We start from the raw sequence: 26,598 nt of genomic DNA, 5'->3' as shown, positions 1-26,598 counted from the left end.
GTCACCTTTGCCGGTGTGCCCGACGGTGCTGTTCTCAGTGCAGGCACTGACAATGGCGACGGCACATGGACGGTTGATGCGGCTGATCTGATTGGTCTGACCCTGACGCCACCAGCTGACTTTAGTGGAACGCTGAACCTGTTTGCGGTCGCAACAGCAACTGACGGCACAGAAAGTGCCACAACCAGTGCTGCTTTCTCTGTCGCAGTAACACCGGTGGCCGATGCACCGCTTCTAAGCGTTGGCCTCGCTGCCGGGGCAGAAGACACCGCCATTGCACTTGATGTTACTGTCGCCTCACCCGATACGGTCGCGGTCACCTTTGCCGGTGTGCCCGACGGTGCTGTTCTCAGTGCAGGCACTGACAATGGCGACGGCACATGGACGGTTGATGCGGCTGATCTGATTGGTCTGACCCTGACGCCACCAGCTGACTTTAGTGGAACGCTGAACCTGTTTGCGGTCGCAACAGCAACTGACGGCACAGAAAGTGCCACAACCAGTGCTGCTTTCTCTGTCGCAGTAACACCGGTGGCCGATGCACCGCTTCTAAGCGTTGGCCTCGCTGCCGGGGCAGAAGACACCGCCATTGCACTTGATATCAATACAGCCCTGACCGATGGCAATGAACTTTTGTCGGTTACGATTGGTAATATTCCCGATGGAGCAGTGCTTAATGCGGGCACGGTTAATCCCGATGGCACAGTAACGCTATCACCAACGGAATTGACAGGGCTGACATTGATGCCACCAGCAGACTTTAACGGAGATTTTTATTTGGACGTAACCGCTACCTCGGCAGCCGGTGCCGATACGGCATCTGTTTTTGATGTGTTGGCAGTTTCTGTTGCTGGCGTAGCAGATGCGCCGACGTTGATAACTGTCGATGGGAGCGGAGCAGAGGACAATGCCATTGCCCTGGACATTTCCATAGCCTCGATCGATACCACGTCCATTACTATTTCCGACATTCCGGATGGCGCAGTGCTAAATGCGGGGACGGTTAATCCTGATGGTAGCGTAACGTTAACTCCCCAAGAGTTGAGTGGATTAACCCTGACGCCGCCGGAAGATTTTTCTGGTACAATTAATCTGGCTATAAGTGCCACGGCAACGGATGGCACAAGTACTGCGGCGGTTCAGGATGTCCTGTCGATTACAGTCACCCCGGTTGTCGATGCGCCGACACTTACAGCTTCTCTTGGCTTGGGAACAACCGTGTCCCAAACAGCCCCTGTCACAAATGACTTTGTCGATGATGGCCGTTTCAATCATCAAGGGACGAGTGCCGACGAAGTGTATGTCATTGACCGTGACCTGAATATGAATGAATCATTTGATATGCAGGGCGGTAATGACGCCGTAACCCTGAACGGGAACACCACACTAGGTAACAACATAAAACTGGGCGATGGTAATGACAGCCTGACGCTCAATGGTGATATTTTGCTGGCCTCGGCGCTAGACGGCGGGAATGGCAGTGACGTCCTTTATCTCGGGAAGCCATCGACCTCTTATTTCTTACAGAATTTGACGATCAATTCAGGGGTTATCAATACGCAAATCCTCGATCTCGATACAGGGCAAATCCTGACAGTTAACAACATAGAAGCCATTGCGTATGGTGACGGCGTGATTGTTGGCGATGCCTCCATTGTTCAGGCACCCGCCCCTGACCTTGTTGAATACCCGGTTACAATTAATGCCGGTTTGGCCGATACGGACGGTTCCGAAACCTTGAGCATTGCTGTTTTCGGTGTTCCCGAGGGCGCAAGTTTAAATGCCGGTACGTTAAACCCGGATGGGAGCTGGACCGTTACCCCGGCAGACCTGGCGGGCCTGACATTAACAACCCCGGCCGACTATTCTGGTCCGATTGAATTGACAGTGACAGCCACATCGACCGAAATTGATGGCACCACGACAAGTACGAGTGCCGTGATTTCGCCAGACGGTTCAGGGTCGGGCATACCATCGCTGGGTGTTGGTTTGCCCTTGACCATCCTTGAAGACATTACGACGCCTTTCCCGATTGATATTGGGCCCCTTGCCCCTGGCGAAATACTGGAAGTGACCATAACCGGGTTGTCAGAGGGGATGACCCTGAGTGCAGGCACCATTAACCCGGACGGTAGTGTAACTCTTCTTGAGGCGGACTTGCAGGGGCTGACATTGACCGCGCTGGAACCTGGCAGTGCGCCGATTGAAGTTACTGCAACAATTACAGACCCGGTAACCGGAACAAGTACCAGCCTTAACACCAGTCTTGCGCTTGATGTGCTTAATGTTGCCGATGCGCCTGTGCTTGACATACCTGATGCATCAGGTTTCCAGTATTTGCCCATTCCGCTCGTAATCGGGGTTCTGGACCTGGCGATAACGGAAGACGTTTCGTTTAATATTGACGGCCTTGACGGCGCAACGCTGAGTGCCGGCACCCTTAACCCGGACGGCTCCTATACACTTGAAGCGGCCGACCTGGTCGGGTTGACGCTGACATCGGTGACGCCAGACGATGTGGTTCTATCCGTAACGGCGACGGTCACAGACGCCAGCACCGGGACAAGTGCCGATACAACCAGCCTTGTGGATGTCGACGTTATTCCTTTGATACCTATTTGATTTAAAACTGGAGCTCAATAAATGGAAATATCAGGAAACCAAGATTCCGGTGTTGAACCTGTCAAAGTTCTGATTTGTGATGATTCAGTTTTTATGCGTATGGCCATCAAAACCGTGTGTGAAGATCATCCGGAAATTCAGGTTATTGGCGAAGCTGAAGATGGGGAAGAAGCAATTGCGGCTGTTCGCGACCTGAAACCCGATATCGTGACCATGGATATTTCCATGCCGGGGCTCGATGGGGTATCGGCAACGACCGAAATTACCCAAATTGACGATGTCCCGGTGATTATCCTGAGCTCCCTGACCGAACGGCGCAGTGCGCTGGCGTTGCGGTTGCTTGAAATTGGTGCAGTCGATGTAATTTGGAAATCGGCATCGTTAATGGACATCGATATCGATGGCATTGTTACATCCATTTCAGAAAAAATTCTGTTTTGGGGCAAGCGCCATGTCGAAACCGTCGCTGATGATGATGCACCTGATCGCGATTTTGATACATCCGAAACCGGTTGTGTTTTGCTTAATCTGGGACAGGGAAGTGCTGCTGATCTGCGGGTGATTCTGGGGACGCTAGGCGACAACACCCCGCCGGTTATCTTACAGGCAGACGTCCCGGCCTCGTGCGTTGAAAACTTTTGCCGTTTCGTTCAGCGTATATCGGGTCGTCCGGTCCGGATTGCAGAAAACGGCCAACAACTTGTTGATGGCGAGATTTTTGTGCTGATAACGCCATCGCAATTCACAATTGCCCGCGAAGAAAGCGGAACGTGCAAGTTTTATCATGTGCCGTCGACAACAATGCCAAATATCTCGGCAAGTAAAATGCATGCCTTGCTGCGGCAGTCCGGCCTGGCACCCCTATCGATTGTGCTTTCAGGGGCGGTTCCTGTTGCCAGCAATGAAGTGGCCTATTATGGCGACAAAACCAAAGAAATTATCGTGCAGAGACCTGAGACCTGCGCTGTTGCGGGCAGCGTGAAATCAATCTTGGGCGTTCTTGGTCAGACCACCGGTGTTTATACGCCAGCGGGGATCGGGAAAATTTTAGGAGCGATCAAATGACAACCGATCCGGAACGCAAGCCAACGCTGCGCGAGAAACTTTTAAAATTACAGCAGGGATATGCCGACAAGGTGCCCGGGCGGCTTGAGGATATTCAGGGCATGTGGCAGTGCTATTTAGAGGATGGATCTGAGGATATTCTTGACCAGGTTACCAGCCAAATTCATAAAATGGCTGGAACGGCGGCCACTTATGGCTTTGCCGATCTTGGCCTACGGGCATCACAGGCAGAAGAAACCCTTCTTGATTTCAAGGAAAGCAATGCGCCCGAACGCAATGTTGATACCGCAAATAATGTCGTTAAAAATTTAACGACATTCAAAATTTCTCATAAGGTTACGATGTAAACAGGATGAATGTTGCCTGGCAGCACCTATGCACTGCCAGACAATGTCAAAATATCAGCCCTTCTTGCGCACATGAACCTTGTCTTCGCGGTCCCACAAACGCAAATCGCCGCACGCCTTGATAAATGTCTTGGCACTGGACGCATCGGAAATGGCGAAAAAGCCATCATCTTTTTTAATGCTGTCTTTTAAGCCAGCGGCTTCAAGCAATGGAACAGCCCCGTCATTGTAGCCAATGAATTTCAGATGCGCGAATGCATCGGACAGGAAATCGCAGGCAGTTGCTTCCACCGCCAGCGCGCGACTGTTCTCCGGCGTTCCCATTACTGTGATGGCATCGAACAGAACCGATGGACCGCCATCAATTTTATGATTGGCAGAAATGGTCTCGCCATCACTGGTTTTAACACCACTGATTGTCGGTGCAACAACTTCCACCACCCCTCCGGCGGCTTCGGTGGTCTCTTTTAAGGTCTTAAACATCTTGCCATCAATACCGTCGGTAACCAGCACACCCAGCTTGCGGCCCTTGAATGAGCCCGGCCCGTTTTTAAGGATGCTCAGCGCATCTGATGGTTTGAGATCATCACGGGTTTTTTGGGCGGCCGGTGCCGGATCGGGCATATTTTCCAACCCCAGATTTGCCGCAACCTTTTTGGCCAATCCCTTGTCGATGTTTAACAAATGGGAGACCACCCGTTTGCGAATGGCAAGTTTTTCAACCTTGCTAAGTTCAAACACCAATGCATCAACAATGTGGTTTTGCTCTGTGCTGGTCTGGCTTATGAAAAACTGTCGTGCCTGACTATAGTGGTCGGCAAAGGTTTCAGAGCGCACCCGGCATTTTTCGCCTTCTTCATGCGCGTTATAGGACGTAAATCCGTGTTGCGGCGATTCACGGGGGCCTTCATCCCATGAATTGGGCTCGTAATTTGCCCGACCTTGAACATTTTTAAATGCCATATGGCCGTCTTGCTGGAAATGATGCATCGGGCATTTCGGCGCGTTGATGGGCAACTGCGAAAAATTGGTGCTGCCCAAACGTTTGACCTGGGTATCGAGATAGGAAAAATTCCTGCCCTGCAACAGCGGGTCATTGGTAAAGTCGATGCCGGGCGGGACATTCTGGGTCATGAAGGCCACTTGCTCGGTCTCAGCAAAGAAATTGTCGGGCATGCGATCCAGCACCAGGCGGCCGACACAGATGGTCGGCACATCTTCTTCAGGGATGAGTTTGGTGGGGTCGAGGACATCAAATTCGAACTTTTCAGCAAATTCTTCATCAAAAAGCTGCAGATGCAGTTCCCATTCCGGCAACATACCGGACTTTATCGCCCCCCACAGGTCGCGCCGGTGGAAATCGGGATCGGCCCCGTTAATTTTCAGGGCTTCGTTCCACACAACAGACTGCAATCCAAGCTTGGGCTTCCAGAGAAATTTAACGAAGGTTGATTTGCCGTCTTCGGTGACCATGCGGAATGTATGGACCCCAAAGCCTTCCATAAACCGGAACGACCGGGGAATGCCGCGGTCAGACATGGCCCACATGACCATATGCATGCTTTCCGGTGTCAGGCTGATAAAATCCCAAAAGTTGTCATGCGCAGTTTGGGCCTGGGGAAAGTCGCTGTCAGGTTCCTGCTTGGCGGCGTGAATAAGGTCTGGAAATTTGATGGCATCCTGAATAAAGAAAACCGGGATGTTATTGCCAACAAGGTCCCAGTTCCCTTCCTTGGTATAGAATTTTACCGCAAACCCGCGCACATCACGCGCAAGATCACCCGAGCCCTTGTTGCCTGCAACCGTCGAGAACCGGACAAATACCGGGGTTTTTTCGCCTTCACGCTGGAAAATATCGGCGCGGGTATAGTTGGCAAGCGATTTGGTGGTTTCGAAATAGCCATGTGCGCCATAGCCCCGGGCATGAACCACACGTTCGGGAATGCGTTCATGGTCAAAATGGAAAATCTTTTCCCGGAAATGGAAATCTTCCATTGCCGTCGGCCCGCGTGAACCGATCCGCAAGGAATTCTGATCATCCGATACCGGCCCGCCTTGCGCGGTTGTCAGAACCGGATCATTTTCACCTGCGGTCTGGTGATATTCTCCGCCATTTCCAACTGTAACCTCTTGATCAACAATCTTTTGTGTTTTGGTTGCTGGTTTTCCGCCGTCGGATTGGCTGGGTGAATGTGCCATTACATGCTCCTCTCTCCGGGTTGGGTTTTCCTGAACCTGTCGTGGTATTCTCTGACTGTGACCCCGTATTGCTAACCCGCAAGATTGGTTAAAGTTCCCCGCGATGTTGCAGAATTCTGCCTGCAAAAGCACGTTAATCAGGAAAAACCCCGGAGCTTCATACAGTTACATATGGTTTTTCCGTTTATCGTTCGGAACAAAGACCACGCATGAAAAAGACATCAAACCCGGGAAATATCAGTTCGACTCTCCCATGAAATCCCCGTTAACTCGTTGATATCAAGCCCGAAAAATTCGCATAAGATAAATTTAATATGAATCAGTGTGCCAACACACGATTACAGCTATGATGTAATCAACCAGCTTGATAAAATTCCCAAATCCCCCAACCGGCTATGATCAGGAGGGCCTCCTATCATGCAATTGGATGACGCCCCGCCACACAATGATGCCGGCCAGGCAGAAGGCATTATCCATGCCGTTCGCGGTGCAGTTGTTGATGTGGTTTTCAAAGATGCAGACCTGCCAGCGATCAATTCTTCGCTGATCGTGAAATGGGATATTCCCACACCCTTGATCCTGGAAGTGCACAGTCATCTTGATCTGCACACCTTGCGGGCTGTTGCCTTTCAGTCCACGGCAGGGCTGGCACGCGGTGTTGCCGTTTATGCGACCGGTTCCGCTGTCACTGTTCCGGTTGGCGAGGCTGTATTAGGACGGCTTCTTGATGTTGTCGGCGAGCCAAAGGATAATGGCCCACAATTGCCAAAAGACACGCCGCACCGTCCCATCCATGGCCTGCCCCCGCCTTTAAAATCGCAAACAAGAACAACGGAAATCTTTGAAACCGGAATCAAGGTTATTGATCTGCTGACCCCGATGGCGCAAGGCGGCAAGGCGGCCATGTTTGGCGGTGCCGGGGTGGGGAAAACGGTTCTGGTCATGGAACTGATCCGGGCGATGGTCGAAAAATACGAAGGAATTTCGGTTTTTGCCGGCATTGGTGAACGATCCCGCGAAGGGCATGAACTGCTCACCGAAATGCAGTCCTCTGGCGTGCTGGAGCGAACCGTTCTGGTTTACGGCCAGATGAACGAGCCGCCCGGTGCCCGGTGGCGGGCCCCGCTGACCGCCCTGACGATCTCCGAATATTTCCGCGATCAGAAACATCAGAATGTTTTGTTGCTGATGGATAATGTCTTTCGTTTTGTTCAGGCCGGAGCCGAGGTTTCAAGCTTGTTGGGTCGTTTGCCATCACGCGTTGGCTATCAGCCGACACTGGCTTCGGAAGTTGCCGGGCTTCAGGAACGCATTGCCTCGGTTGCCGGGGCGGCGGTTACCGCCATTCAGGCGGTTTATGTGCCGGCCGATGATTTTACCGACCCGGCTGTGACAACAATTTCCAGCCATATGGATTGCGTGATTGTGTTGTCACGAAGCCAGGCTGCCGAAGGTTTTTATCCCGCCATCGATCCGCTGGCCTCGTCATCAATGTTGTTAGACCCGCTGGTTGTCGGCGAAGAACACTATGCCACGGCCGAGGCCGTCCGTCAGGCCTTAGCCAGATTTCGCGAGCTAACCGATATTATTTCGCTGCTTGGGATTGAGGAACTGGGGGTTGCCGATCGCAAGATCGTCAAGCGTGCCCGCCGGTTACAGCGTTTTCTCAGCCAGCCTTTCATGGTGACGCAGGCATTTACCGGTACGCCGGGCACCAGTGTCGCCCTTGCCGATACACTGTCGGGCTGTCGGGCCATACTAAATGGTGATGCGGACGACTGGGATGAAAGTTCGCTTTATATGGTTGGAACGCTGGAGGATGCGCGCGCCAAAGAAGCAAAAGCAACCACACCTGTAACGGATGATGCCGCCCCCGAGGTCTCATCATGAGGCTGACCATCATTACCCCGCTGTCCATTGTCGTTGACGAAGATATCGACAGCCTGCGGGCCGAAGATGAAAGCGGGAGTTTTGGTATCCTGCCCGGTCATGCGCCGTTTCTGACGGCCCTTGCGATTTCAATCGTGAGTTGGCGCGTTGCGGGTAAAGACCGGTTTTGCGCCGTGCGGAACGGTGTAATGACCGTAGAAGGACAGACAAAGGTTGCCATCGCAACCCGCGAAGCCGTCACAGGCGACGATCTTGCCACCCTGGATCAGGAAGTTTTGCAACGGTTTCAATCCGAGGCCGATGACGAACGGGTCGAGCATGTCGAAACCATGCGCTTGCAGATGCACGCCATTCGCCAAATGATCAGCCGTCTGCAGCCCGGCGCAAACAAGGAATCGTTCCGATGACGGCGGATCATAATGCACAACAGCCCCCAGCCCCGGCCGAAGACGACCCGCTGGTGCGCGAAACGCGCCTGCGCCGCGACCGACGGGAACGCTGGCAGCGCGAGGGGGATATGTCGATTGGCCGCCGTCTTGCGCAAATCGGCGTGCTGGGCTGGATCATTGTTATACCGACGCTGGCGGGATTATTCGCCGGACACTGGATAGATGCACGCCACGGAACTGGCATTTTCTGGACGGGCCCTTTTTTGGTGGCGGGGTTGGCCGTTGGTGGCTGGACCGCCTGGAAATGGATGAACTCACGATGATGTCTTCCGATACATTGCCCCTTCTGTTGCTGCTGCCCTTCTGCTTTGCGGGCGGGGTTCTGTTAGGCATTCTTTATTTCCGCTGCATTAAGGTAACTGCGGATCTGATTGTATCAGGGAGAAAACCGGTGCTGGCGATCGCACTGGCCATTGCGCGGCTGGGTCTTTTGGCTGGCGGCTTTGCGCTGGCCCTTCAGACAGGCGGGTTCGGGATTATCGCCGTGTTGGCCGGCGTTATTGTCGGACGCGAATGCGTGATCCGCCGCAAACGGGGGGCGCAGGCATGAAATCCCCGCTGGAATCCCTGCCGGTTTTCCATCTTGGCCCGGTGCCCATTACACAGGCCGTCTTGACGACATGGGCAATCATGATCGTTATGGTCATCGGGGCCTTTTTGCTAACCCGGCGGCTAGACCTGGTTGCAACCCGTCGCCAGGCGGCACTTGAACTTCTTGTTACGACACTCGATAACCAGATCCATGAAACAAGCGGCGCCAAACCCGTCCTCTATCGCAGTTTCATCGGAACGTTGTTCCTGTTTATTCTGATTGCGAACTGGTCCTCGCTTATCCCCGGCATTGAACCCCCGACGGCACGCCTTGAAACAGACGCCGCCCTTGCCGTTCTGGTTTTCCTGTCGGTCATCTGGTTTGGCATCAGGGGCACGGGAGTGGGAGGATATCTTCGGTCTTTCGCCACCCCGAACCCGGTCATGATCCCGCTCAACATGCTGCAAAGTATTACACGGGCTTTTTCAATGTTCGTGCGCCTGTTTGGCAATGTAATGAGCGGGGTGTTCGTTATCGGAATCGTCGCCTCGCTGGCAGGTCTTCTTGTTCCAATCCCCCTTATGGCGCTTGATCTGCTAACCGGGCTGGTGCAGGCCTATATTTTTGCGGTTCTGGCCATCGTATTCATTACATCCACCGTCGAAGACGGCGCACGTCATCCTGAAGACCCCAAGTCGCCTCTTCCCTCTGACAAAAAGGATATCTGATGGATTATCTCAGCCTTGCAAGCATCGTGTCCGCAGCATTCGCCGTCGCCTTTGGTGCCATCGGCCCTGCACTTGCAGAAGGCAAGGCGGTTGCTGCGGCACTCGATGCCATCGCGCGCCAGCCGGAATCTGCCAACACCATTTCACGAACCCTGTTTGTTGGCCTGGCGATGATTGAAACAACAGCAATTTATTGTCTGGTGATTGCCCTGCTGTTGCTGTTTGCCAATCCGTTATTGGCATAACACAATGACAATTGACTGGTGGACCCTTGGGCTGCAGGCAGCCAATGTTCTGATCCTGATGTGGCTTTTGTCGCGTGTTTTCTGGCGCCCGGTGGCCGGTGCCATTGCCAAACGCAAAGAAACTGTGCAAGCCATGCTTGATGTGGCAAAAACAACGCAAGAAAATGCCGATACGGCCCTTGTTGAGGTGACGAAAATCCGCGAAGATATTGCGGCTGAACGTGACGCGATCCTGAGTGCCGCCAGAGAAGATGCTGACAAAGCCGGCAAGGCTGCCCTTGATGAAGCGCACAAAAAAATTGAAAAAAACAATGCCGCAGCACAGCTTTCGCTCGCACACGATACGGATGTTGTCCGCAAGAAAACAGCGGCACAAGCCGCCGAACTGTCGACAGAAATTGCAGCAAAACTTTTGGGAAGCCTGAACAAATCTACTGTTCAGACAGCTTTTCTTGATGCCCTTGTAAACGCCATTAAAAATATGTCCGCAAAGGACAGGGCAACACTGGCTGAAAGCACGGAAGGCATCAATCTGGTGAGTGCCGCCGATCTCGAAGATGCGGATAAAGAGCTGATCACGAAAGCTGTCACCCGGGAACTGGGCAACAATTCGGGCATCCATTTCGCAACCGATCCCGACCTGATTGCCGGGCTGGAAATCCGCACTGCACATTTCACCCTTCATAACAGTTGGCAATCCGATCTGGCCCGCATTTTAAGGGAGATGAAGGATGCCATCTGATGACACCGACTGGCGCATTGCTGCGCGAGTTGCCATAGGCAAGGCATCTGTGGGACCTCAGGCCGAACATAAAGGCCGGGTCGAGGAAATCAGCGACGGTGTTGCCATGATTTCGGGCCTGCGGAATGTTCGCCTCGACGAAGTTCTGCGTTTTGAAGGGGGACAGGTTGGTTTTGCCCGGGTTCTTGACCCCGATCTGATCGGCTGCGTTTTATTTGACAGTGCCACCGACGTTGAGGCTGGCGATGCGGTATTTGGCACCGGCGAAATTGTTCAGGTTCCGGTCGGTGAAACGTTGCTTGGCCGCGTTGTCGATCCGCTGGGTCGCCCGTTGGATGGCAAAGGCGACATTACATTTGGTACAAAACTGCCAATCGAACGCCCTGCCCCCTCCATCATCGAACGCGACCTTGTCACCGAACCGGCGCAAACCGGACTGGTGGTGGTCGACACTCTTTTTGCCCTGGGGCGTGGCCAGCGCGAACTGATCGTTGGCGACCATTCAACCGGAAAAACCACCCTGGCAATCGATGCCATCATTGCCCAGCGCGACAGCGACATGATTTGCATTTATGTCGCTGTTGGCCAAAAAACATCAAGTGTGCGCCGTGCGATTGATGCCCTGCAATCCGAAGGGGCCTTTGAAAAATGTATCGTCCTTGTCGCCGGATCGGCTAGCGCACCGGGCTTGCAGTGGATTGCCCCTTATGCCGGAATGACGATGGCGGAATATTTTCGCGACAAGGGCCAACATGCCCTTGTTGTGATTGATGACTTGTCAAAACACGCCGCAACCCATCGTGAAATTGCCCTGTTAACCCGCCAGTCGCCCGGGCGCGAAGCCTATCCCGGCGATGTTTTTTACATCCATGCCCGCCTGTTGGAGCGTGCAGCCAAACTGTCAAAAGAACTGGGCGGCGGGTCGCTTACCGCGCTGCCGATTGCCGAAACAGATGCCGGCAACCTGTCGGCCTATATTCCGACCAATCTGATCTCGATCACGGATGGGCAGATTGTGCTCGATGCTGCCCTGTTTCACCAGGGCCAGAAACCCGCCGTCGATATTGGCCTCAGTGTCAGCCGGGTCGGCGGCAAAACACAAGCCCCGCTGTTACGTGATGCGGCGGGCACCCTTCGGCTCGACTATGCCCAGTTTCTTGAGCTCGAGGTCTTCACCCGCTTTGGCGGCATGCCAGAAGGCCGGGTGCGCCAGCAACTGACGCGCGGGGCACGGATACGCGAAATTTTAAAACAACCTCAACATAAGCCGTTTCGCCTTGCCGATGAAATTGCCCTGATGCTTGCCGTTCAGTCAGGACTGCTTGATCCTTTACCGCTTGATACGGTTGGCACCTTTCGCGCCCGTTTGCCCGAAACCCTGGACAAGGACGCCGCCGAAATTGTCGGTGCGATTGCCAAAACAGGCAAAATTGATGACCGCGCCCGCACCATTCTGACCAAGGCAATGACAGAGCTGATTGCATCATTACCCGTCCCGGCCGCAGACACGCCGGCTAATACCCCGCGCGAGACACCAGACAACAGTTCTGACAGCAAGGGGGCAAAGGTGTGACCGAACGTTTGGCAGATGTTAGTGCACGGATCGACGGCATTCATCAACTCGGCGCGGTTGTTAACGCCATGAAAGGCATTGCCGCTGCCCGGGCCCATGTTGCACGCACACAACTTGCCGCCATCGACGGCTATAGCGATACAATTGCATCTGCCATTGCCAGTGTTCTTGCCAAGGATGACCGCACCCCCCTGGCAACGGGTTCTGGCAAGGCGCACAAGGGATTGCTTGTATTTTGTGCCGAACAGGGGTTTGCCGGAGCGTTCAGTGAGCATGTTTTAGCCAGCATTACCGACGATCCGGCGCGCACAACCCTGTTTTTAGTCGGCACCCGAGGGTTATCCACTGCCACAACGCAAGGACGTGCACCGTTCTGGAGCATTGCAATGCCATCGCATACAGCCGGTATTCCCAAGATGGGCGATCTGATCGCCAAAACCATCTATCACAGTGTGGAAGAAGGCAGGATCGAAAGCCTTGATGTCATTTATTCGGGTTGGCATTCGGGCCATTTAAAAATCGTTCGCCAGGCTATTTTCCCAATTGATCTGGCAGGATTTAGCCCCGGCAACACCCCGCCCCCCCTGATACAGCTAACAAAGGCAGACCTGGTCGAAAGCCTTAGCGCAGACTATTTCCATGCATTGTTATGCAAGGCATCCCTGCATGCATTTGCCGCAGAAAACGAAGCCCGCCTGGAAGCCATGTCGTCGGCGGGGAGTCAGATCGAACGGGAACTTGAACTATATCGGGCCAAATTGCGCCGGGTTCGACAAGAAGAAATCACAGCCGAAATTATTGAACTTAGCACGGGCATAGTATCCGCAAATCATAAGTAAATAATATGATTGCTGTTCATTTATGACAAATCCGCCTATACTAACGAAACTGTGCTTCATCTATCCCTCATGAAAGTACAGTGGGATCAGTCAATTTGGCTGATCCACATTTCGCTGATTAAGGATCTTGCCTTGGCACATGTTCCAATACCACTTGGTCTGGATGCGAAATTCGATCAATTCCTGCAAACACCGGTCGGTAACGACCACACAGGTGCCAGCGTTACGGTGCTTTCCATGCTTGCGCGGCTTGGGCTTGACCCGTGGCGCGAAGCATCCGATCTTGCCGCGCTGCCCAAAAGTTCCGCCTGGCAACGGCTTGACACGCTGATGGCACGTTTCACCGATGTGCCCATTGTGATTGCCGACCGCGCCGAAGTGACGACACGCCTTATTGCGTCTTTGCCCAACGGTTCGCTCTATGACAATACCAAACCAACAGGCAATCGGGTTTCAAAAAAAATCGACACCCGCATTTATTTTGTTGTCGCAATTGCGGTTCTTATTGTTCAAATCGGCCTTTTGATATTCCGGGACTAAAGCATAGTACCGTTAATTAAGACGGTGTCGCCAAATGTAATCGCAGCCCCCTGCACCACGGCCGAGTTCGAAGCAAACGCCACATTAAAAAAAGAAGCTATTTAAGGCGTTGGATCACGGCCTGAAGTGCTTTCATCGCCGCTGAAAATTCCAGCTGCCGAATGTTCTTCTCTACGCGGTCAACTTCCTGTGTCGACGCAATATCAGATAATCTTCCCTTGATTTTTTGATATTCCTCGATCGCTTCGGGGTCTCCTGCACCCAACAGTTCAACAAGTTTTGAAATTGCCCCAACGTCGTTTTGAGATTTACCCGTCGATGTGCCCTCTTGCGTATCTGTTGGGCTATCCGATGATTTGCCCGATGGCGTATCGTTCAAATATTCCTCAATAACGGCAAGGGTTTCTTCCACTACAGTGGAAAACGCATCAATACCGTCCTTCACCTCGGAGAAGTCTCTTTCTCGCGCACTGATTTCAAGGTCTTTTGCCAAACGCGCAGCACGTTCCGCCGCAATCTGTGACGCGGAGCCCTGTATCGTGTGCAAAATTTTCATGGCGCTGTCGCTATCTTCTTCGTCAACAGCACCAAGCAATGCACGCAGATGTTCTCTGGCTTGCGCAGGATAGAGCTTTATTAGCCGATCAAGAAGTTCTTCACTGCCGCCAACAAATGTCAGCGCCCGTGAACGGTCCCAAAGGGGATATTCAGAAATATTCCCCGCCGAGGCATCCTCTTCGGGTTGGGAAACCCCCTGTGGAGCGCCAAGGATGTCACGAATTTTCGACACCACAATGTCGAAGTCAAACGGCTTGCCAATAAAGTCATTCATGCCCGCTTCGCGGCATTTTCGACGTTCGCTATCAAGGACACCTGCCGTTAACGCAATGATCGGCAGGGTCGCCAGTTTCGGATTTTGGCGAATATGTTTGACCGCCTCGATCCCATCCATCTGAGGCATTTGCACATCCATCAAAACCAGATCAAAGCGATGTTCCTCAAGGACACTGATGGCTTCTACGCCATTACCTACAATCACAACCTTTGCGCCAGCTGACCGTAACAACTCCCGGGCAACCTGCTGGTTCATCGGGTTATCTTCCGCTACCAGAATTTTAATCCCTTCAAGCAGATTCGGTCCCTTCAGATCAACCGGGGCAGATTTCTTGCCATAGGACCCATTCTTTTCAACAGCACCATAAACCGCATTAAACAGCGTCGACCCCGTCACCGGTTTGGTCAGGATCTGAAAGATTTCGCCTTCGTTATCCGTTGCGCGTTCCAGATATTCACGTTGATAAGCGGTAACCATAATTACCGAGGGAACAACACTTAAGCCTGTATTGTTATGCATGGTCGTAACAGCTTGCAGGCCATTCATATTTGGCATCTGCCAATCTATGATCAGAACATCAAACGGCAGCCCGAGTGAATCATTTCGCTGAATAATTTTCAGGCCTTCCGCACCCGAAGATGCTGTTTCAACGGCCAGATTTAAACTTTTCGCCAAGGCCTCCAGCGCTTCAAGTGTGTCTGGATGGTCATCAACAATCAAAACGCGAATTTTTTTGTCATTGGGGTTATTTCCCCCGCTTTGGGCCACTTCCGAACCTTCCCGACATGGCAAGATCAGACTGAACGTGCTGCCGACGCCAATTTGGCTTTTCGCCGTAAGCTCGCCACCCAAACATTCAGTCAACCGCTTACTAATCGTCAGGCCCAGCCCCGTGCCACCGTATTTGCGCACGGTAGACGTATCAGCTTGCATGAAGGCGTCAAATATATGTTCCAGCTTGTCGCCTGGTATTCCAATCCCGGTATCGCTTACCTCAAACAGTATTTTATCGTCACCCCTATCGTCTGAAATACGATGAGCCGTCAGCTTGACGCTGCCTTTCTCGGTGAATTTTATCGCATTGCTAGCAAGGTTAACCAGTATTTGCTTGGTACGGTGCGCATCCCCCATCAGGATATGTGGCAAGGAAGCATCAACATCGATAACAACATCAATTTCCTTGTCTTCCATTGCGACAGACATAATTGATCCAACATTATCAATTACATCTGACAAGCGATAAGGTTCGTTCTCCACCGAAACCTGGTCAAATTCCACCTTGGAGAGGGTCAGAATTTCGTCGACAATTCCTAAAAGAAATTTGCCTGAAAGCCCTATCTGGCGCACATATTCATGCTGTGTTCGTGTAAGGGATGTGCGTTCAAGAAGCTGGGAAAGTCCCATAACGGCGTTCATGGGCGTGCGAATTTCATGGCTCATATTGCCGAGAAATTCTTCTTTGATCCGGGCAAGGTTTTCTGCATTTTGGCGCTCTTTTTCAATTCGGTGATTGGCAGCCTGCAGTTCTTTATTCGCCGCCTGTGTGGCAACTTCCCGGGAATGCAATGAACGTAAGGTAAACAGAATAAATATCAGCAAGACAATTGACGCCAAACTGATCAAAAATGTTATTGTCTTCCATGAAGACATTGCGGCGGCATAAGAGCGCGACGTAGACAAGATCAGGCTACCGTCAAAAATGCGTTTCGCAACTCCGAGCCTAATTTCGTTATCATTATAATCGGTATAAACCCCGGCTACCGGTCCGCCGTCCGATAGAACCAGATCCCTGAATATTTGGGCATTCGCCAAAGATGTTCCCGTTAGCTCCTCTTTGGCAGGAAACCGGAAAATCAGATCGAACCGACTATCGAGCAACGATATATAATCGCCACTTGCCGCGGCCTTGCCGATCCGTTCAATCATAAGGGCAGGATCGATCACCGCTGTGATAACCCCGGTCAGCTTCCCATCCTGATCGCGAATAGGCCGCGACATCGATATTTGCCACCGATTGTCGACGGCATTGCGGATGGCGCCAGACAGATATCGCGTCCCTTTGCCCCCGCCAATAAAGTAGTCGATATAATCCCGCCCGGTGAGATTAACGTCAGGGGGCGGAAATGTTCTTGACGAATGAACCACCCGACCGGTCGCATCCACTATGCCAATCACGCGAACAATCGCCAGCGCCTGCGCTGTCTGATTAAGCAAAAGGTGTTTTTCGCGCGGGGTATAACGGTCAGACGCCACCGTGCTAACAAGCGCGGCCATGGCGGTATCGATCCCGGAAAGCTGGCTTTCAACTTCCTGGGAGTAACTGCCCGACAAATGGCTCAATGCACGCAATTCACGCTGTTCGAGACGATCCGTGAACTCATATTGAATAAAATAATTAAGCACCGCAACCAGGATAATAATCATGGCAATGAATGCGACAAGCACGCTATTGCTGCTTAAAAATCTGGGGCCCGAGAATGGGGTTCTGGCTTTTTCAATCATTGCATCAGGTCCATGGTTGAACGTTTCTCGAAGGTTATTTGCGCAAGCGGCCAATTACCTAATTGTCAACTCAGCGAGGCGTTTACGGGACCAATGTTTTATCTTTTCAATAAAAACTTCCGCTTCGATCGGTTTGGTTATGTAGTCTGACATTCCAGCAGCGATGCATTTTTCGCGCTCGCCTGACATGGCATTTGCCGTCATGGCAATAATGGGTATCTCTGCGAATTCTGCGACCACAGCCCCGCTGCGGATTTGTTCTGTTGTTTCAAATCCATTCATACCGGGCATCTGGCAATCCATAACGACGCAATGAAAAACATGGCCTTCTGCCGCCGATTGCCTGAGAATTTCCAGTGCTTCCATCCCGTTTCCTGCAGTTCGAACATCGGCATCGGTGTCGCGTAAAATCCCTTTGGCGACCTCCAGATTGATTTCATTGTCGTCGACAACAAGCAAATTCATTTTCTCGTGTGTAGCTTCCGGCAAAGAAGAAGGGTCGGTGCCAAGCACCACATCGGTTGTTTCAGCCTGATCAGACATCACCATTTTGGCAGCCTTAGCCAAACGAGGGAGCGGCTGCATTTTTTGCAACAGTTCCGAATGGGTCAAAGGCGACGACAGCCAAATGATTTCGCCATCATAATGCGGTTTATTGCCATCGACACTTTTAACAACCAGCAAACGCGGCATTGTCCCGTCTGCTGTTTTCATAGCGCTGATGATTTTACAAAGTTCTTGCAGCCGATTATTGGCGCGATCCGTCATGACAAGATCTATGACCTTGTTTTCCGTGCGCCCTTTCGCACCGAAATAATCAACAATCTCGCCGCCCAGATATTTTACTTCCCTTTCTGCGGCATCTGTTGCGCGTTCCTGGTTCATCAGGATCAACACACGTTTTCCGCTCAGTACCGTACTGTTATTTCGCACTGTGGCCTGGGCCGCATCAAACCGGACATGAAAAAAGAACCGGCTGCCTTTGCCCTTGGTGGATTCAAATCCGATATCGCCCTTCATCAATTTGCAAAGCTGCTTGCAAATTGACAATCCAAGTCCTGTGCCGCCATACTCGGCAGATATAGAACTGTCTTCCTGCGAAAAAGCCGCGAAAAGCTTATGTTTATTGCTTTCAGCAATGCCAGTCCCGCTATCTTCAACCGAAAACTCAAGCCGAACCTCGCCCTGGTCCAAACGGCTGGACGCCACAATGGCAACATACCCTTCCTGGGTAAACTTCTTGGCATTGCTGATGAGGTTATTTAGCACCTGCTTTAACCGATTGGCATCGCCACACAGTTCAGTATGTTGCAAACCGGTTGTATCAAGGACCAGGTCAATACCCTTTTCCCGGGCCCGAATGACCGAAGAATTGGCCACAGCCTCGACCATCGCCAACGGGTTAAAGGGCTTGTTCTCGAAATCGAGTTTGCCAGCTTCGATCTTGGACAAATCAAGGATATCATTAATCAGGGTCGCAAGTGCTGAACTGCTGGTTTCCGCCATCGCCAGATATTTGGTTTGCGACGGGCTAAGCGGTTCGCGTTTAATCAGGTTGAGGGTGCCAATCATGCCATTAAGCGGTGTCCGCATTTCGTGGCTGACATTTGAAATAAAGGCACTTTTCATCTCGCTGGCCTGAATGGCCTTTTGATGGGCCTCGGCCAGTTCCTGTGTCCGTTTGGCAACCTGGGCTTCAAGTCCGGCATTGGTTTGCCGGATCTGACGCTCGGCAGAGCGTTCCTGCGTTACATCACGTGCGATCATCGCAATGCCGACAATCTGTCGGCTCTGGTTCACGATGGGTGAAAAGTTCAGCGACAATTCAAGATTTAAGGCACCATTTTCCGTGAAATTTGCATCAATTGTCACCGCTGATTTTGTTTCTTGAACGCGACCAATTTGTTCGTTGATATCCACGTCCGGAAACAGGGCAAGTTGCCTGACATTTTGTCCAACTGCAGAGTCCCGCGGAATTCCCAATAGCGAGATGGCGGCGTTACTCCAGCTCGATATCTGCCCGTCAAGTTCCATCCCGACAATTGCATCGGATGACCCGTTGATAATGGCTTCATGTTCAGCGCGCGCTTCAGACAACCTGATACTATTGCGGTATCCCCGCATAAACATTGCCAGCGTAAACACAAGGATCAAAAGCGCGATACCGGCAAATCCATATGTTGCTATCCGGCGCTTCCAAAGTTGATCCGATATCCACGACGGCGAGGCCGCAGCATAAATATGCATAACTGAAGCAGGGTCAGCGGAAAAGCGAACAGCTGTGTGATGAATCACCAGGGAGGTTTGAGTTGCAAGTTCCGTCGCAAGGTCTGCGTCGCTGTTTGGCGTGTGGGTTATTGCGTAATCATTCAACCAGTTACGTTCGGGGTGCAGGTCGCGGCTGAACCGGTAATCCGCTATTGGATGGTCGATATAATACCCCTTGTCGTCGGTCAAAATCATGCTGAACTGTCCGCTGGTTTCGTTCCGAAAGTTATTCAGAAGGAAAGTTGCGTTAACGTTCATAATGAGAAATCCGTACCGACGGCCACCATCTGAAAAAATTGGCGTTGCCAAACGGATTGTCGGGCGAACGGGATATTCGATGCGGCCAAATTCCCGGTTGAGATTGATGCGTGAAATATACAGCTCGCCCGGCTGTAATTTCATTGAATCCTGAAAATAGTCACTGCCGCTCTTCTTCTGCAGCCACTGCCTGGTAATAACGTTAATTTTGCCAGTCAATCTGTCAACGCGCACCAGTTCCGAACCGTCGTCATCGCCGCGGATGACGCGCAATTGATCAATCTCTGGATTGTTTTGCAGCATGGCAACAAAGATTGTTTCCAGCCGCCCTTTCCATTGTGAAAACCGGGTGCCGTCAAATGGGTCAAGCCCATCATTCTCATCCGCCCGGGTCAAACCTGAAATTGGGGGTGTGGCGTGCAAAAAATTAAGGGTATCGCGATATTGGCCGATCTTGCTAATCAAAATTGAATGACCATGCCCCGCCAGACGCGAAAGGGCACGATCAGTTTCTATTCGAACATCACTTTTAAGGGTACGTTCATAAAAAGTCGTTAATCCAAGGGATACAAGCAGCAATAATAGAACACTCAGCGAAAGGAACAGGCGTTGCTTTTTCTCGCCGCCTGCCCCTTGAAATTTTTGCATTCCGGAATTACCCCCTCACCACAATATTCACCCCGGCCCAATCATCTAACTTGCTAACATATTGTGCTATATCGGGAAAGTGTGAATACAGAACTCTGAATATTTACAATATATTCTCGAAAACATGGCACGAAATCAACAAATCATACTCAATATTTGTACACGAACTCTGCCCCGAACGCACGGCGTATCTGTTGACAGTCGTTTGCAGCACGCGAAAACCGGGCGTTCTGACCTTACCCGTGAATTAACCCCTCCCACCCACACATCACAAAGGCACAGCGTTTCTATGGCTTGTGTATGGAGGCCCTGTCTGCCGTCTGGATGCTGATTGGCACGGCGCGAGCGGATAGGGCTGTTAATCTCGCCACAGGATACGCACCGACATGGTCGCTGCGGCGGTTCTGTTCTCCACGGCAAGTTTCACAAATATCTGTTCAAGATGCTTGTTCACCGTTCTGGGTGACATTTGAAGAATTTCGGCGATTTCCTTGTTGGATTTGCCATGTGTAATCCACAACAGAACTTCGGCTTCGCGCAACGTCAGGCCAAAGGCCTGTGCGAGCTGTTCCTCGTCCGATCCCCTGCTGGCATCGACAAGGCGGATCAACCTTTCCCCGTTCTCCGCGTCGTCAAGCAGGCGAAAATCGATATCGACACCCCCACGCGAAAAACGAATAACACCTCGGCTTTCTGCCGTGTCCGGGCCATCCGCGCTTAAAAGTGCGTCTGTAATTTCCCAGGGCAAGCGGGCGGTTTCGTCGCAGCGCAACCCGGCACGACGCATCAATTCCCCCGCCTGCGGCGTAACCCAAAGAATGACCCCTGCCGGATCGCAGGCAACAATTCGCCGCCCGGTTGAATCAAGCGCCTTGCGGGCCGAGCGTGCCCTACGTGCATTGGCCAGATGCACCCGTATACGCGCAAACAGCTGATCCAAAATAACGGGCTTGGCAACAAAATCGACCCCGCCAGACGCCAGTGCCCGCACAACATGTTCACTTTCCTGAAACCCGGTCATGAAAACAACCGGAACATCTTCGCACCCCTTTTCCGATTTCAAAACCCGGCAGGTTTCAAAGCCGTCAATGCCTGGCATCATCGCATCCATCAGGACAAGGTCCGGGATGTTGTTTTCAACCAAACCAAATGCCTGGCGGCCGCTGGTGGCGACCTCGACATTCATCCCTTCCATGCTCAGGGCGTCGGTTAACATTGTTAACGTTTCAGGTGAATCATCGACCACCAGAATATGGGTCATTACATTCAGGTCAGGCATCTTCTCGTCCGACCTCCTCAATCGCGGTAATGAAATCCTTCAGGCGGAAGGATTTGGTCAGTTTCAACATGTGCTGGCAAAACCTTGCCGTGTCGGGCTGTGATAATTCGATATCTTTTAACGTCACCTCAATCGAGCGGATAAAACCGATCTGGCCCAATGTTGTCAGCTGGCGCAGCTTTTCCGGCGGTGGGATTTCATGACTTTCAAAACGAATGGCGGGAATATCCCCGGCCCCGTCATCATTGTCTTCGTAAATCCATGACAGCGACATCAGGCTGGCAAGATGGTCGAACAAATCATCAAGCACAAAGGGCTTAACCAGATAGGTATCGTAAAGCTGCTTGTATTCCTGCCTGGTCCGCTCGCCACCGGCATCGGCCGATAACATCAAAATCGGGACTTTGAAATCCATGCCCTGTCGCACCCGCTTGGCGACCTCCCATCCCGAAAGACCGGGCATAGCAATATCAAGGATAATCAAATCGGGCCGGTTCAACGCAATCGCCGACAAACAGGCGTGCCCATCCATGGTCAGTACCACGTTAAAACCAAGCGGAAGCAGGGTATCTTCCAGTAAAGCACGCTGATCGGCATCGTCATCGGCAACCAATATGGTTCGCGGCGGCCCCGCATAGCCCGATATTGCCTGATAGGGACGGATTTTCTGGTCGGGTTCGCCGGTCGAAGACAACATTAAACGGATGGTAAAGCGTGTGCCCTTCCCGGCCTCGCTTTTAATGGCAAGATCGCCGCCCATAATTTCGACCAGCAACTTGGTAATCGTCAGCCCCAGCCCGGTTCCGGGTGTTTGCTGCATGCCGACAGGCTGTTCGGCGCGTTCAAACGGTAAAAAAATACGTTCAATATCTTCTTGCGCAATGCCAATGCCAGTGTCGCATATTTTAAATGTAGCAATTTGATTGCTATAACTGACGGAAAAACTGACCATCCCACGATGGGTAAATTTAATCGCATTTGACAGCAAATTGATCAGCACCTGGCGCAAGCGTTTTTCATCGGTATAGACATAAGACGGGATCGCCGATATTGGCTGAAATTCAAAGGCAATGCCCTTGCTTTGCGCCATCAGGGTGAACATGTCGACGATCTGGTCCAGAAACGGGCGCAACGCTGTTTTATAGCGATAAATCTCCAGCCGTCCGGCCTCGATTTTGGAAATATCGAGCAAACCCTCGATCATATCGGCCAGATGTTCGCCACTACGCTTGATCGTTTGTGCCGCGTTATGAATATAGGGCGGCTGCCCGCCCGATTTGCGTTCCAGTAATTGAGCGTATCCCAAAATGGCACTTAATGGTGTGCGCAATTCATGGCTAAGCCCCACCATATACCGGCTTTTTGCCAGATTGGCCGATTCTGCGGCTTCCTTGGCCTGTTTTAACTGGCGGTCGGTTTCGTTATGGGCGGCAATTTCATCCATCAAAAGCCCGGTATGGCGGCGGGCTTCTTCTTCGGCAAAACGGCGGTTTTCCTGGGCCAGAACAAACAACCACACCACAATGCCCGATATTACAAAAATAATGACAAACAGCTTGGTCAATGTCAGTTCGATCAGGTCGGTTGAATTTCGGGCATCCAGCCGGGTTTCGAAATAAATCAGCCAGAAAACAAGGCCCAGCACCCCGGTCACGGTCAGCAACATTCCCAGATAATGGGCAATGCGTGTGTTGACCCATTTGCCCACACCGGCCGAAAAATGGGTTGTCGCAAAGGTTCGCAACTGCCCGGAAAACCGGCCATGGGGCTTGCACATGTCATGGCAGCGTGAATCAAGCGAACAACATAACGAACAGATTGCCCCGCAATAAGCAGGGCAATACGCCATGTCTTCGCGGTCAAAACGATGTTCGCAAATACAGCAGGCCTCGGTTTCGCCGGTCGCCCAGTCTGTTGCTGTGCTGCGCGCCAGATAATACCGGCTTTTGGTCAGAACCGCGATCACAGGCACCAGCACAAAGGCCGATATCAACGCCACATAGGAATACAGCTTTGAGATTGTCTCGCCAAACAAACCGGAATAGGCCAGCAACGCCAGCAAAATGGCGATGCTCATCGCACCACACCCCACCGGGTTCACATCATAAAGATGGGCGCGTTTAAATTCGATGTGGCGCGGGGCCAAACCAAGCGGCTTGTTAATCACAAGGTTCGATACGATGCACGCCATCCAGGCCACGGCGGCAATCGAATACAGGCCCAAAATATGCTCAAACGCCCGATAGACACCAAACTCCATCAACAACAGCCCGATCAGCACATTAAAAACCAGCCAGACAACGCGGCCCGGATGACTGTGTGTGAGACGGGAGAAAAAGTTCGACCATGCAATCGACCCGGCATAACTGTTGGTAACGTTGATTTTAAGCTGGCAGATCACCACAAAAATGCCGGTAAGGCCCAGGGCGAGTTCGGGCGACGCCGCCATTTTTTGAAAAACATTCAGATACATCCGGGTCGGGTCGGATGCATCGGCAAAGGTCACGCCACTTTGAAAGGCAAAAAACGCCAGAAACGACCCCGCCAGAATTTTCAGCGCCCCGATCACGATCCAGCCCGGCCCGGCGCTAAGCAATGCAGTCCACCATGCAACCCTGTTTTGGTGGTCTTTACGCGGCAAAAATCGCAAAAAATCGACCTGTTCGCCAATTTGGGCGACCAGCGAAAACAGAACTGCCGACGCGGCACCAAATGGCGCGATCGCAAACGACCCGTCTATGGGCCCGAACAAACCGGTATAGCCCGTCCACTGGCGAATGCTGTCATGGCTGTTAAGTGCGACAAAAACAAAAGGGGCAATCTGCAAAATCACCCAGAACGGCTGGGTCCATGCCTGAAACTTGCTGATAAAGGTTACGCCATGTGTCACCAGCGGAATAATGACCAGAGCGCTGATAATATAGCCAAGCGAAACCGGAATACCGGCACATAACTGCAAGGCTGTCGCCACAATGGCGGCCTCGATGGCAAAAAAGATAAAGGTGAAACTGGCGTAAATCAGCGATGTAATGGTGGACCCGATATAACCAAAACCGGCACCCCGACTAAGCAGGTCAATATCCACACCGAATTTCGCCGCGTTATAAGAAATCGGCACACCCATCAGGAAAATAATGATCGCGGCAACCACAATGGCGCTGATCGCATTTTGAAAGCCGTAATTAAGCGTGATCGACCCGCCAATGGCTTCAAGCGCCAAAAAAGACACCGCCCCGATCGCGGTATTGGCAATGCGCCAGCTTGAAAACCGCCTGACCTTGTAGGCGGTAAATCGTAACGCATAATCTTCCAGTGTCTGGTTTGCCACCCAGCGGTTATAGGTCCGCCGGATCCGTGGAATCCTGATTGTTGTTCCCAAAGCCTTTTACCTGCCCTGTTTTTTGCAAATGCGAAATTTTAGCGTTTTCACCTTGGTGCATCGCCAATAACCCCCACTTGCGTCCCTGATTAATCGCCTTATGAATGATTTTTTATCATTATTTTCATTCAAACAATCATGACCGAAAAACAGGAAAATCAACAGCTTTACTGCCAGACTTGCCCTTTCATTTTTCAATGCAAGACCATGGTAGGGGTAAAATGCCCCATGGCATATACGTCAAATGCCCGATTGTTGCGTTGCAAAAATTCTGACGAACTAAGCCGCAGTTGGCACGCCGATAAGCCAGCACTGCTTAAAAATCAAATGTCAGAATGAGGCTTCGCAATGAGACAGAAAACGATCTCTCCATTTTCCATTACACGCAGGGCGTTACTGGCCGGTATCGCGGTTCTTCCCGCCCTTACCTTTGCATCCGCACCGCTTCGGGCACAGGAAGTTGCCACCGCCGATGCCAACACCACTGGTTTGGCTGTTACCGACGACACGGTAACGGTTGGCATCCTGCATTCCATTACCGGCACCATGGCGATTAGCGAGACCGGCTCGGTCGAGGCCGAAAAACTGGCCATCGACCAGATCAACGCCGCAGGCGGTGTGCTGGGTCGCAAGATTGAATATATTCAGGAAGACGGCGCGTCGGACTGGCCAACCTTTGCCGAAAAAGCCAAAAAACTGTTGGTCGAAAATAAAACCGCTGCCGTTTTTGGCTGCTGGACATCGGCATCGCGCAAGGCCGTTTTGCCGGTTTTCGAACAATATAACGGCATGCTGTATTACCCGACCTTCTATGAAGGCCTCGAAGAATCACCAAACGTGATTTACACCGGCCAGGAAGCCACCCAGCAAATCATCGCCGGGATTGACTGGGTTGTGCGTGAAAAAGGTGCCAAATCCTTTTATTTGCTGGGGTCCGATTATATCTGGCCGCGCACCGCCAACAAAATTGCCCGCAAACACATCGAAAAACTGGGCCTGAAGGTTTCCGGCGAGGATTATTACCCGCTGGGTAACACCCAGTTCAATTCCGTGATCAACAAGATCAAACTTAAAAAGCCTGACGTGATTTACGCCATCGTCGTTGGCGGCTCCAACGTTGCTTTTTACAAGCAGCTCAAGGCAGCCGGCATTGATATGTCGAAAGAAAAACCGTTATTGCTGACAATTTCGGTAACCGAGGATGAAGTTCGTGGCATTGGCGGCGAAAACATCGCCGGTGCTTATGCCTCGATGAAATATTTCGAAAGCCTGCCTAACGACAACAACAAGGCTTTTGTTTCCGCATTCAAGAAAATGTGGGGCGAAGACAGCGTAATTGGCGATGTGACACAGGCCGCCTATCTGGGCCCGTGGCTGTGGAAAGCTGCTGTTGAAAAAGCTGGCAGCTTTGACATCGACAAGGTCCGAGCCGCATCGCCGGGCATCGAGCTGACCACCGCGCCTGAAGGTTATGTTCGTATCCACGAAAACCATCACCTGTGGTCGCGCACCCGCATTGGTCATGCCCGTGAAGATGGCCAGTTCGATGTCGTCTTCGAGACCAAGGACCTGATCGAGCCAAATCCGTTCCCGGAAGGCTACCAGTAAGTCTTTGGTTTGCACCACGCCATCCCGGTTTCTTGGCCGGGGTGGCGTCC

At 52.0% G+C, this 26,598-nt stretch carries 19 protein-coding genes; 14 read left to right on the top strand and 5 right to left on the bottom strand.

Annotated features, from left to right (window positions below):
• The 3 genes from TMES_RS22850 to TMES_RS21465 form a co-directional block, all read left to right on the top strand.
• A partial coding sequence (locus tag TMES_RS22850) for a beta strand repeat-containing protein (RefSeq protein WP_483887649.1) occupies nt 1-2,622 on the top strand: 2,622 nt, incomplete at its 5' end.
• 21 nt (nt 2,623-2,643) lie between these two features.
• On the top strand, nt 2,644-3,687 hold the full coding sequence (locus TMES_RS21470) for a response regulator (protein ID WP_085586458.1): 1,044 nt from the start codon (nt 2,644-2,646) through the stop codon (nt 3,685-3,687).
• Entirely contained in the window at nt 3,684-4,034 is a 351-nt protein-coding gene (locus TMES_RS21465; RefSeq protein WP_085586456.1) for an Hpt domain-containing protein, read from the top strand. Before TMES_RS21470 ends, TMES_RS21465 begins: the two co-directional genes overlap by 4 nt.
• Nucleotides 4,035-4,088: 54 nt before the next feature.
• Here the strand turns inward: TMES_RS21465 and katE are convergent, their stop codons facing one another.
• A complete protein-coding gene (katE, locus tag TMES_RS21460) occupies nt 4,089-6,233 on the bottom strand; it encodes a catalase (RefSeq protein ID WP_085586454.1) in 2,145 nt (714 codons plus the stop codon).
• Nucleotides 6,234-6,650: 417 nt separating this feature from the next.
• Here katE and atpD point away from each other — a divergent pair, with 417 nt between their 5' ends.
• From atpD to TMES_RS21410, 10 genes are all read left to right on the top strand, one after another.
• Nucleotides 6,651-8,123: a F0F1 ATP synthase subunit beta gene (gene atpD, locus TMES_RS21455; RefSeq protein ID WP_085586452.1), complete on the top strand. Its 1,473-nt coding sequence runs from the start codon at nt 6,651-6,653 to the stop codon at nt 8,121-8,123.
• A complete protein-coding gene (locus TMES_RS21450) occupies nt 8,120-8,530 on the top strand; it encodes a F0F1 ATP synthase subunit epsilon (protein WP_085586450.1) in 411 nt (136 codons plus the stop codon). Before atpD ends, TMES_RS21450 begins: the two co-directional genes overlap by 4 nt.
• Nucleotides 8,527-8,835, top strand: coding sequence for an AtpZ/AtpI family protein (locus TMES_RS21445; RefSeq protein WP_085586449.1), 309 nt, complete (start codon nt 8,527-8,529; stop codon nt 8,833-8,835). The genes TMES_RS21450 and TMES_RS21445 overlap by 4 nt, the downstream gene beginning before the upstream one ends.
• Complete coding sequence (locus TMES_RS21440; protein ID WP_158091290.1) at nt 8,832-9,122, top strand: ATP synthase subunit I; 291 nt, start codon at nt 8,832-8,834, stop codon at nt 9,120-9,122. The genes TMES_RS21445 and TMES_RS21440 overlap by 4 nt, the downstream gene beginning before the upstream one ends.
• Nucleotides 9,119-9,832: a F0F1 ATP synthase subunit A gene (locus tag TMES_RS21435; protein WP_085586445.1), complete on the top strand. Its 714-nt coding sequence runs from the start codon at nt 9,119-9,121 to the stop codon at nt 9,830-9,832. Before TMES_RS21440 ends, TMES_RS21435 begins: the two co-directional genes overlap by 4 nt.
• Complete coding sequence (locus TMES_RS21430) at nt 9,832-10,077, top strand: F0F1 ATP synthase subunit C (RefSeq protein WP_085586443.1); 246 nt, start codon at nt 9,832-9,834, stop codon at nt 10,075-10,077. Before TMES_RS21435 ends, TMES_RS21430 begins: the two co-directional genes overlap by 1 nt.
• A gap of 4 nt (nt 10,078-10,081) precedes the next feature.
• Nucleotides 10,082-10,819 (top strand): F0F1 ATP synthase subunit delta, encoded by a 738-nt coding sequence (locus tag TMES_RS21425; RefSeq protein WP_085586441.1) that lies wholly within the window; start codon nt 10,082-10,084, stop codon nt 10,817-10,819.
• Nucleotides 10,809-12,392 (top strand): F0F1 ATP synthase subunit alpha, encoded by a 1,584-nt coding sequence (locus TMES_RS21420; protein WP_085586439.1) that lies wholly within the window; start codon nt 10,809-10,811, stop codon nt 12,390-12,392. The genes TMES_RS21425 and TMES_RS21420 overlap by 11 nt, the downstream gene beginning before the upstream one ends.
• Nucleotides 12,389-13,231, top strand: a complete 843-nt coding sequence (locus tag TMES_RS21415) for a F0F1 ATP synthase subunit gamma (RefSeq protein ID WP_085586437.1) — start codon at nt 12,389-12,391, stop codon at nt 13,229-13,231. Before TMES_RS21420 ends, TMES_RS21415 begins: the two co-directional genes overlap by 4 nt.
• Nucleotides 13,232-13,363: 132 nt before the next feature.
• Nucleotides 13,364-13,771: a hypothetical protein gene (locus TMES_RS21410; RefSeq protein ID WP_143589770.1), complete on the top strand. Its 408-nt coding sequence runs from the start codon at nt 13,364-13,366 to the stop codon at nt 13,769-13,771.
• 97 nt (nt 13,772-13,868) lie between these two features.
• Here the strand turns inward: TMES_RS21410 and TMES_RS21405 are convergent, their stop codons facing one another.
• From TMES_RS21405 to TMES_RS21390, 4 genes are all read right to left on the bottom strand, one after another.
• Nucleotides 13,869-17,108 (bottom strand): hybrid sensor histidine kinase/response regulator, encoded by a 3,240-nt coding sequence (locus TMES_RS21405; protein WP_085586433.1) that lies wholly within the window; start codon nt 17,106-17,108, stop codon nt 13,869-13,871.
• Nucleotides 17,109-17,162: 54 nt separating this feature from the next.
• Nucleotides 17,163-20,282, bottom strand: coding sequence for an ATP-binding protein (locus TMES_RS21400; RefSeq protein ID WP_085586431.1), 3,120 nt, complete (start codon nt 20,280-20,282; stop codon nt 17,163-17,165).
• A 358-nt stretch (nt 20,283-20,640) separates the two neighbouring features.
• A complete protein-coding gene (locus TMES_RS21395) occupies nt 20,641-21,561 on the bottom strand; it encodes a response regulator transcription factor (RefSeq protein ID WP_085586429.1) in 921 nt (306 codons plus the stop codon).
• Entirely contained in the window at nt 21,554-24,889 is a 3,336-nt protein-coding gene (locus tag TMES_RS21390) for a hybrid sensor histidine kinase/response regulator (RefSeq protein WP_245835544.1), read from the bottom strand. Before TMES_RS21390 ends, TMES_RS21395 begins: the two co-directional genes overlap by 8 nt.
• A gap of 399 nt (nt 24,890-25,288) precedes the next feature.
• On the opposite strand from TMES_RS21390, the gene urtA reads away from it, so the two are divergent.
• Nucleotides 25,289-26,548 carry an urea ABC transporter substrate-binding protein gene (gene urtA, locus TMES_RS21385; RefSeq protein WP_085586425.1) on the top strand — a complete coding sequence of 420 codons (1,260 nt, stop codon included), beginning with the start codon at nt 25,289-25,291 and terminating at the stop codon, nt 26,546-26,548.
• Nucleotides 26,549-26,598: the final 50 nt, after the last annotated feature.

This window comes from Thalassospira mesophila, assembly GCF_002115755.1.
Lineage (GTDB): Bacteria > Pseudomonadota > Alphaproteobacteria > Rhodospirillales > Thalassospiraceae > Thalassospira > Thalassospira mesophila.
The sequence above is the reverse complement of the archived record's forward strand: the minus strand, read 5'-3'. Positions and strand labels throughout refer to the sequence as shown.

Coding starts and splice junctions, on each gene's coding strand:
- TMES_RS21450 (WP_085586450.1), top strand. CDS start 8,120: ATGAGGCTGACCATCATTACCCCGCTGTCCATTGTCGTTGACGAAGAT.
- urtA (WP_085586425.1), top strand. CDS start 25,289: ATGAGACAGAAAACGATCTCTCCATTTTCCATTACACGCAGGGCGTTA.
- TMES_RS21405 (WP_085586433.1), bottom strand. CDS start 17,108: ATGATTGAAAAAGCCAGAACCCCATTCTCGGGCCCCAGATTTTTAAGC.
- TMES_RS21470 (WP_085586458.1), top strand. CDS start 2,644: ATGGAAATATCAGGAAACCAAGATTCCGGTGTTGAACCTGTCAAAGTT.
- katE (WP_085586454.1), bottom strand. CDS start 6,233: ATGGCACATTCACCCAGCCAATCCGACGGCGGAAAACCAGCAACCAAA.
- TMES_RS21425 (WP_085586441.1), top strand. CDS start 10,082: ATGACAATTGACTGGTGGACCCTTGGGCTGCAGGCAGCCAATGTTCTG.
- TMES_RS21420 (WP_085586439.1), top strand. CDS start 10,809: ATGCCATCTGATGACACCGACTGGCGCATTGCTGCGCGAGTTGCCATA.
- TMES_RS21465 (WP_085586456.1), top strand. CDS start 3,684: ATGACAACCGATCCGGAACGCAAGCCAACGCTGCGCGAGAAACTTTTA.
- TMES_RS21430 (WP_085586443.1), top strand. CDS start 9,832: ATGGATTATCTCAGCCTTGCAAGCATCGTGTCCGCAGCATTCGCCGTC.
- TMES_RS21400 (WP_085586431.1), bottom strand. CDS start 20,282: ATGCAAAAATTTCAAGGGGCAGGCGGCGAGAAAAAGCAACGCCTGTTC.
- atpD (WP_085586452.1), top strand. CDS start 6,651: ATGCAATTGGATGACGCCCCGCCACACAATGATGCCGGCCAGGCAGAA.
- TMES_RS21435 (WP_085586445.1), top strand. CDS start 9,119: ATGAAATCCCCGCTGGAATCCCTGCCGGTTTTCCATCTTGGCCCGGTG.
- TMES_RS21440 (WP_158091290.1), top strand. CDS start 8,832: ATGATGTCTTCCGATACATTGCCCCTTCTGTTGCTGCTGCCCTTCTGC.
- TMES_RS21395 (WP_085586429.1), bottom strand. CDS start 21,561: ATGCCTGACCTGAATGTAATGACCCATATTCTGGTGGTCGATGATTCA.
- TMES_RS21445 (WP_085586449.1), top strand. CDS start 8,527: ATGACGGCGGATCATAATGCACAACAGCCCCCAGCCCCGGCCGAAGAC.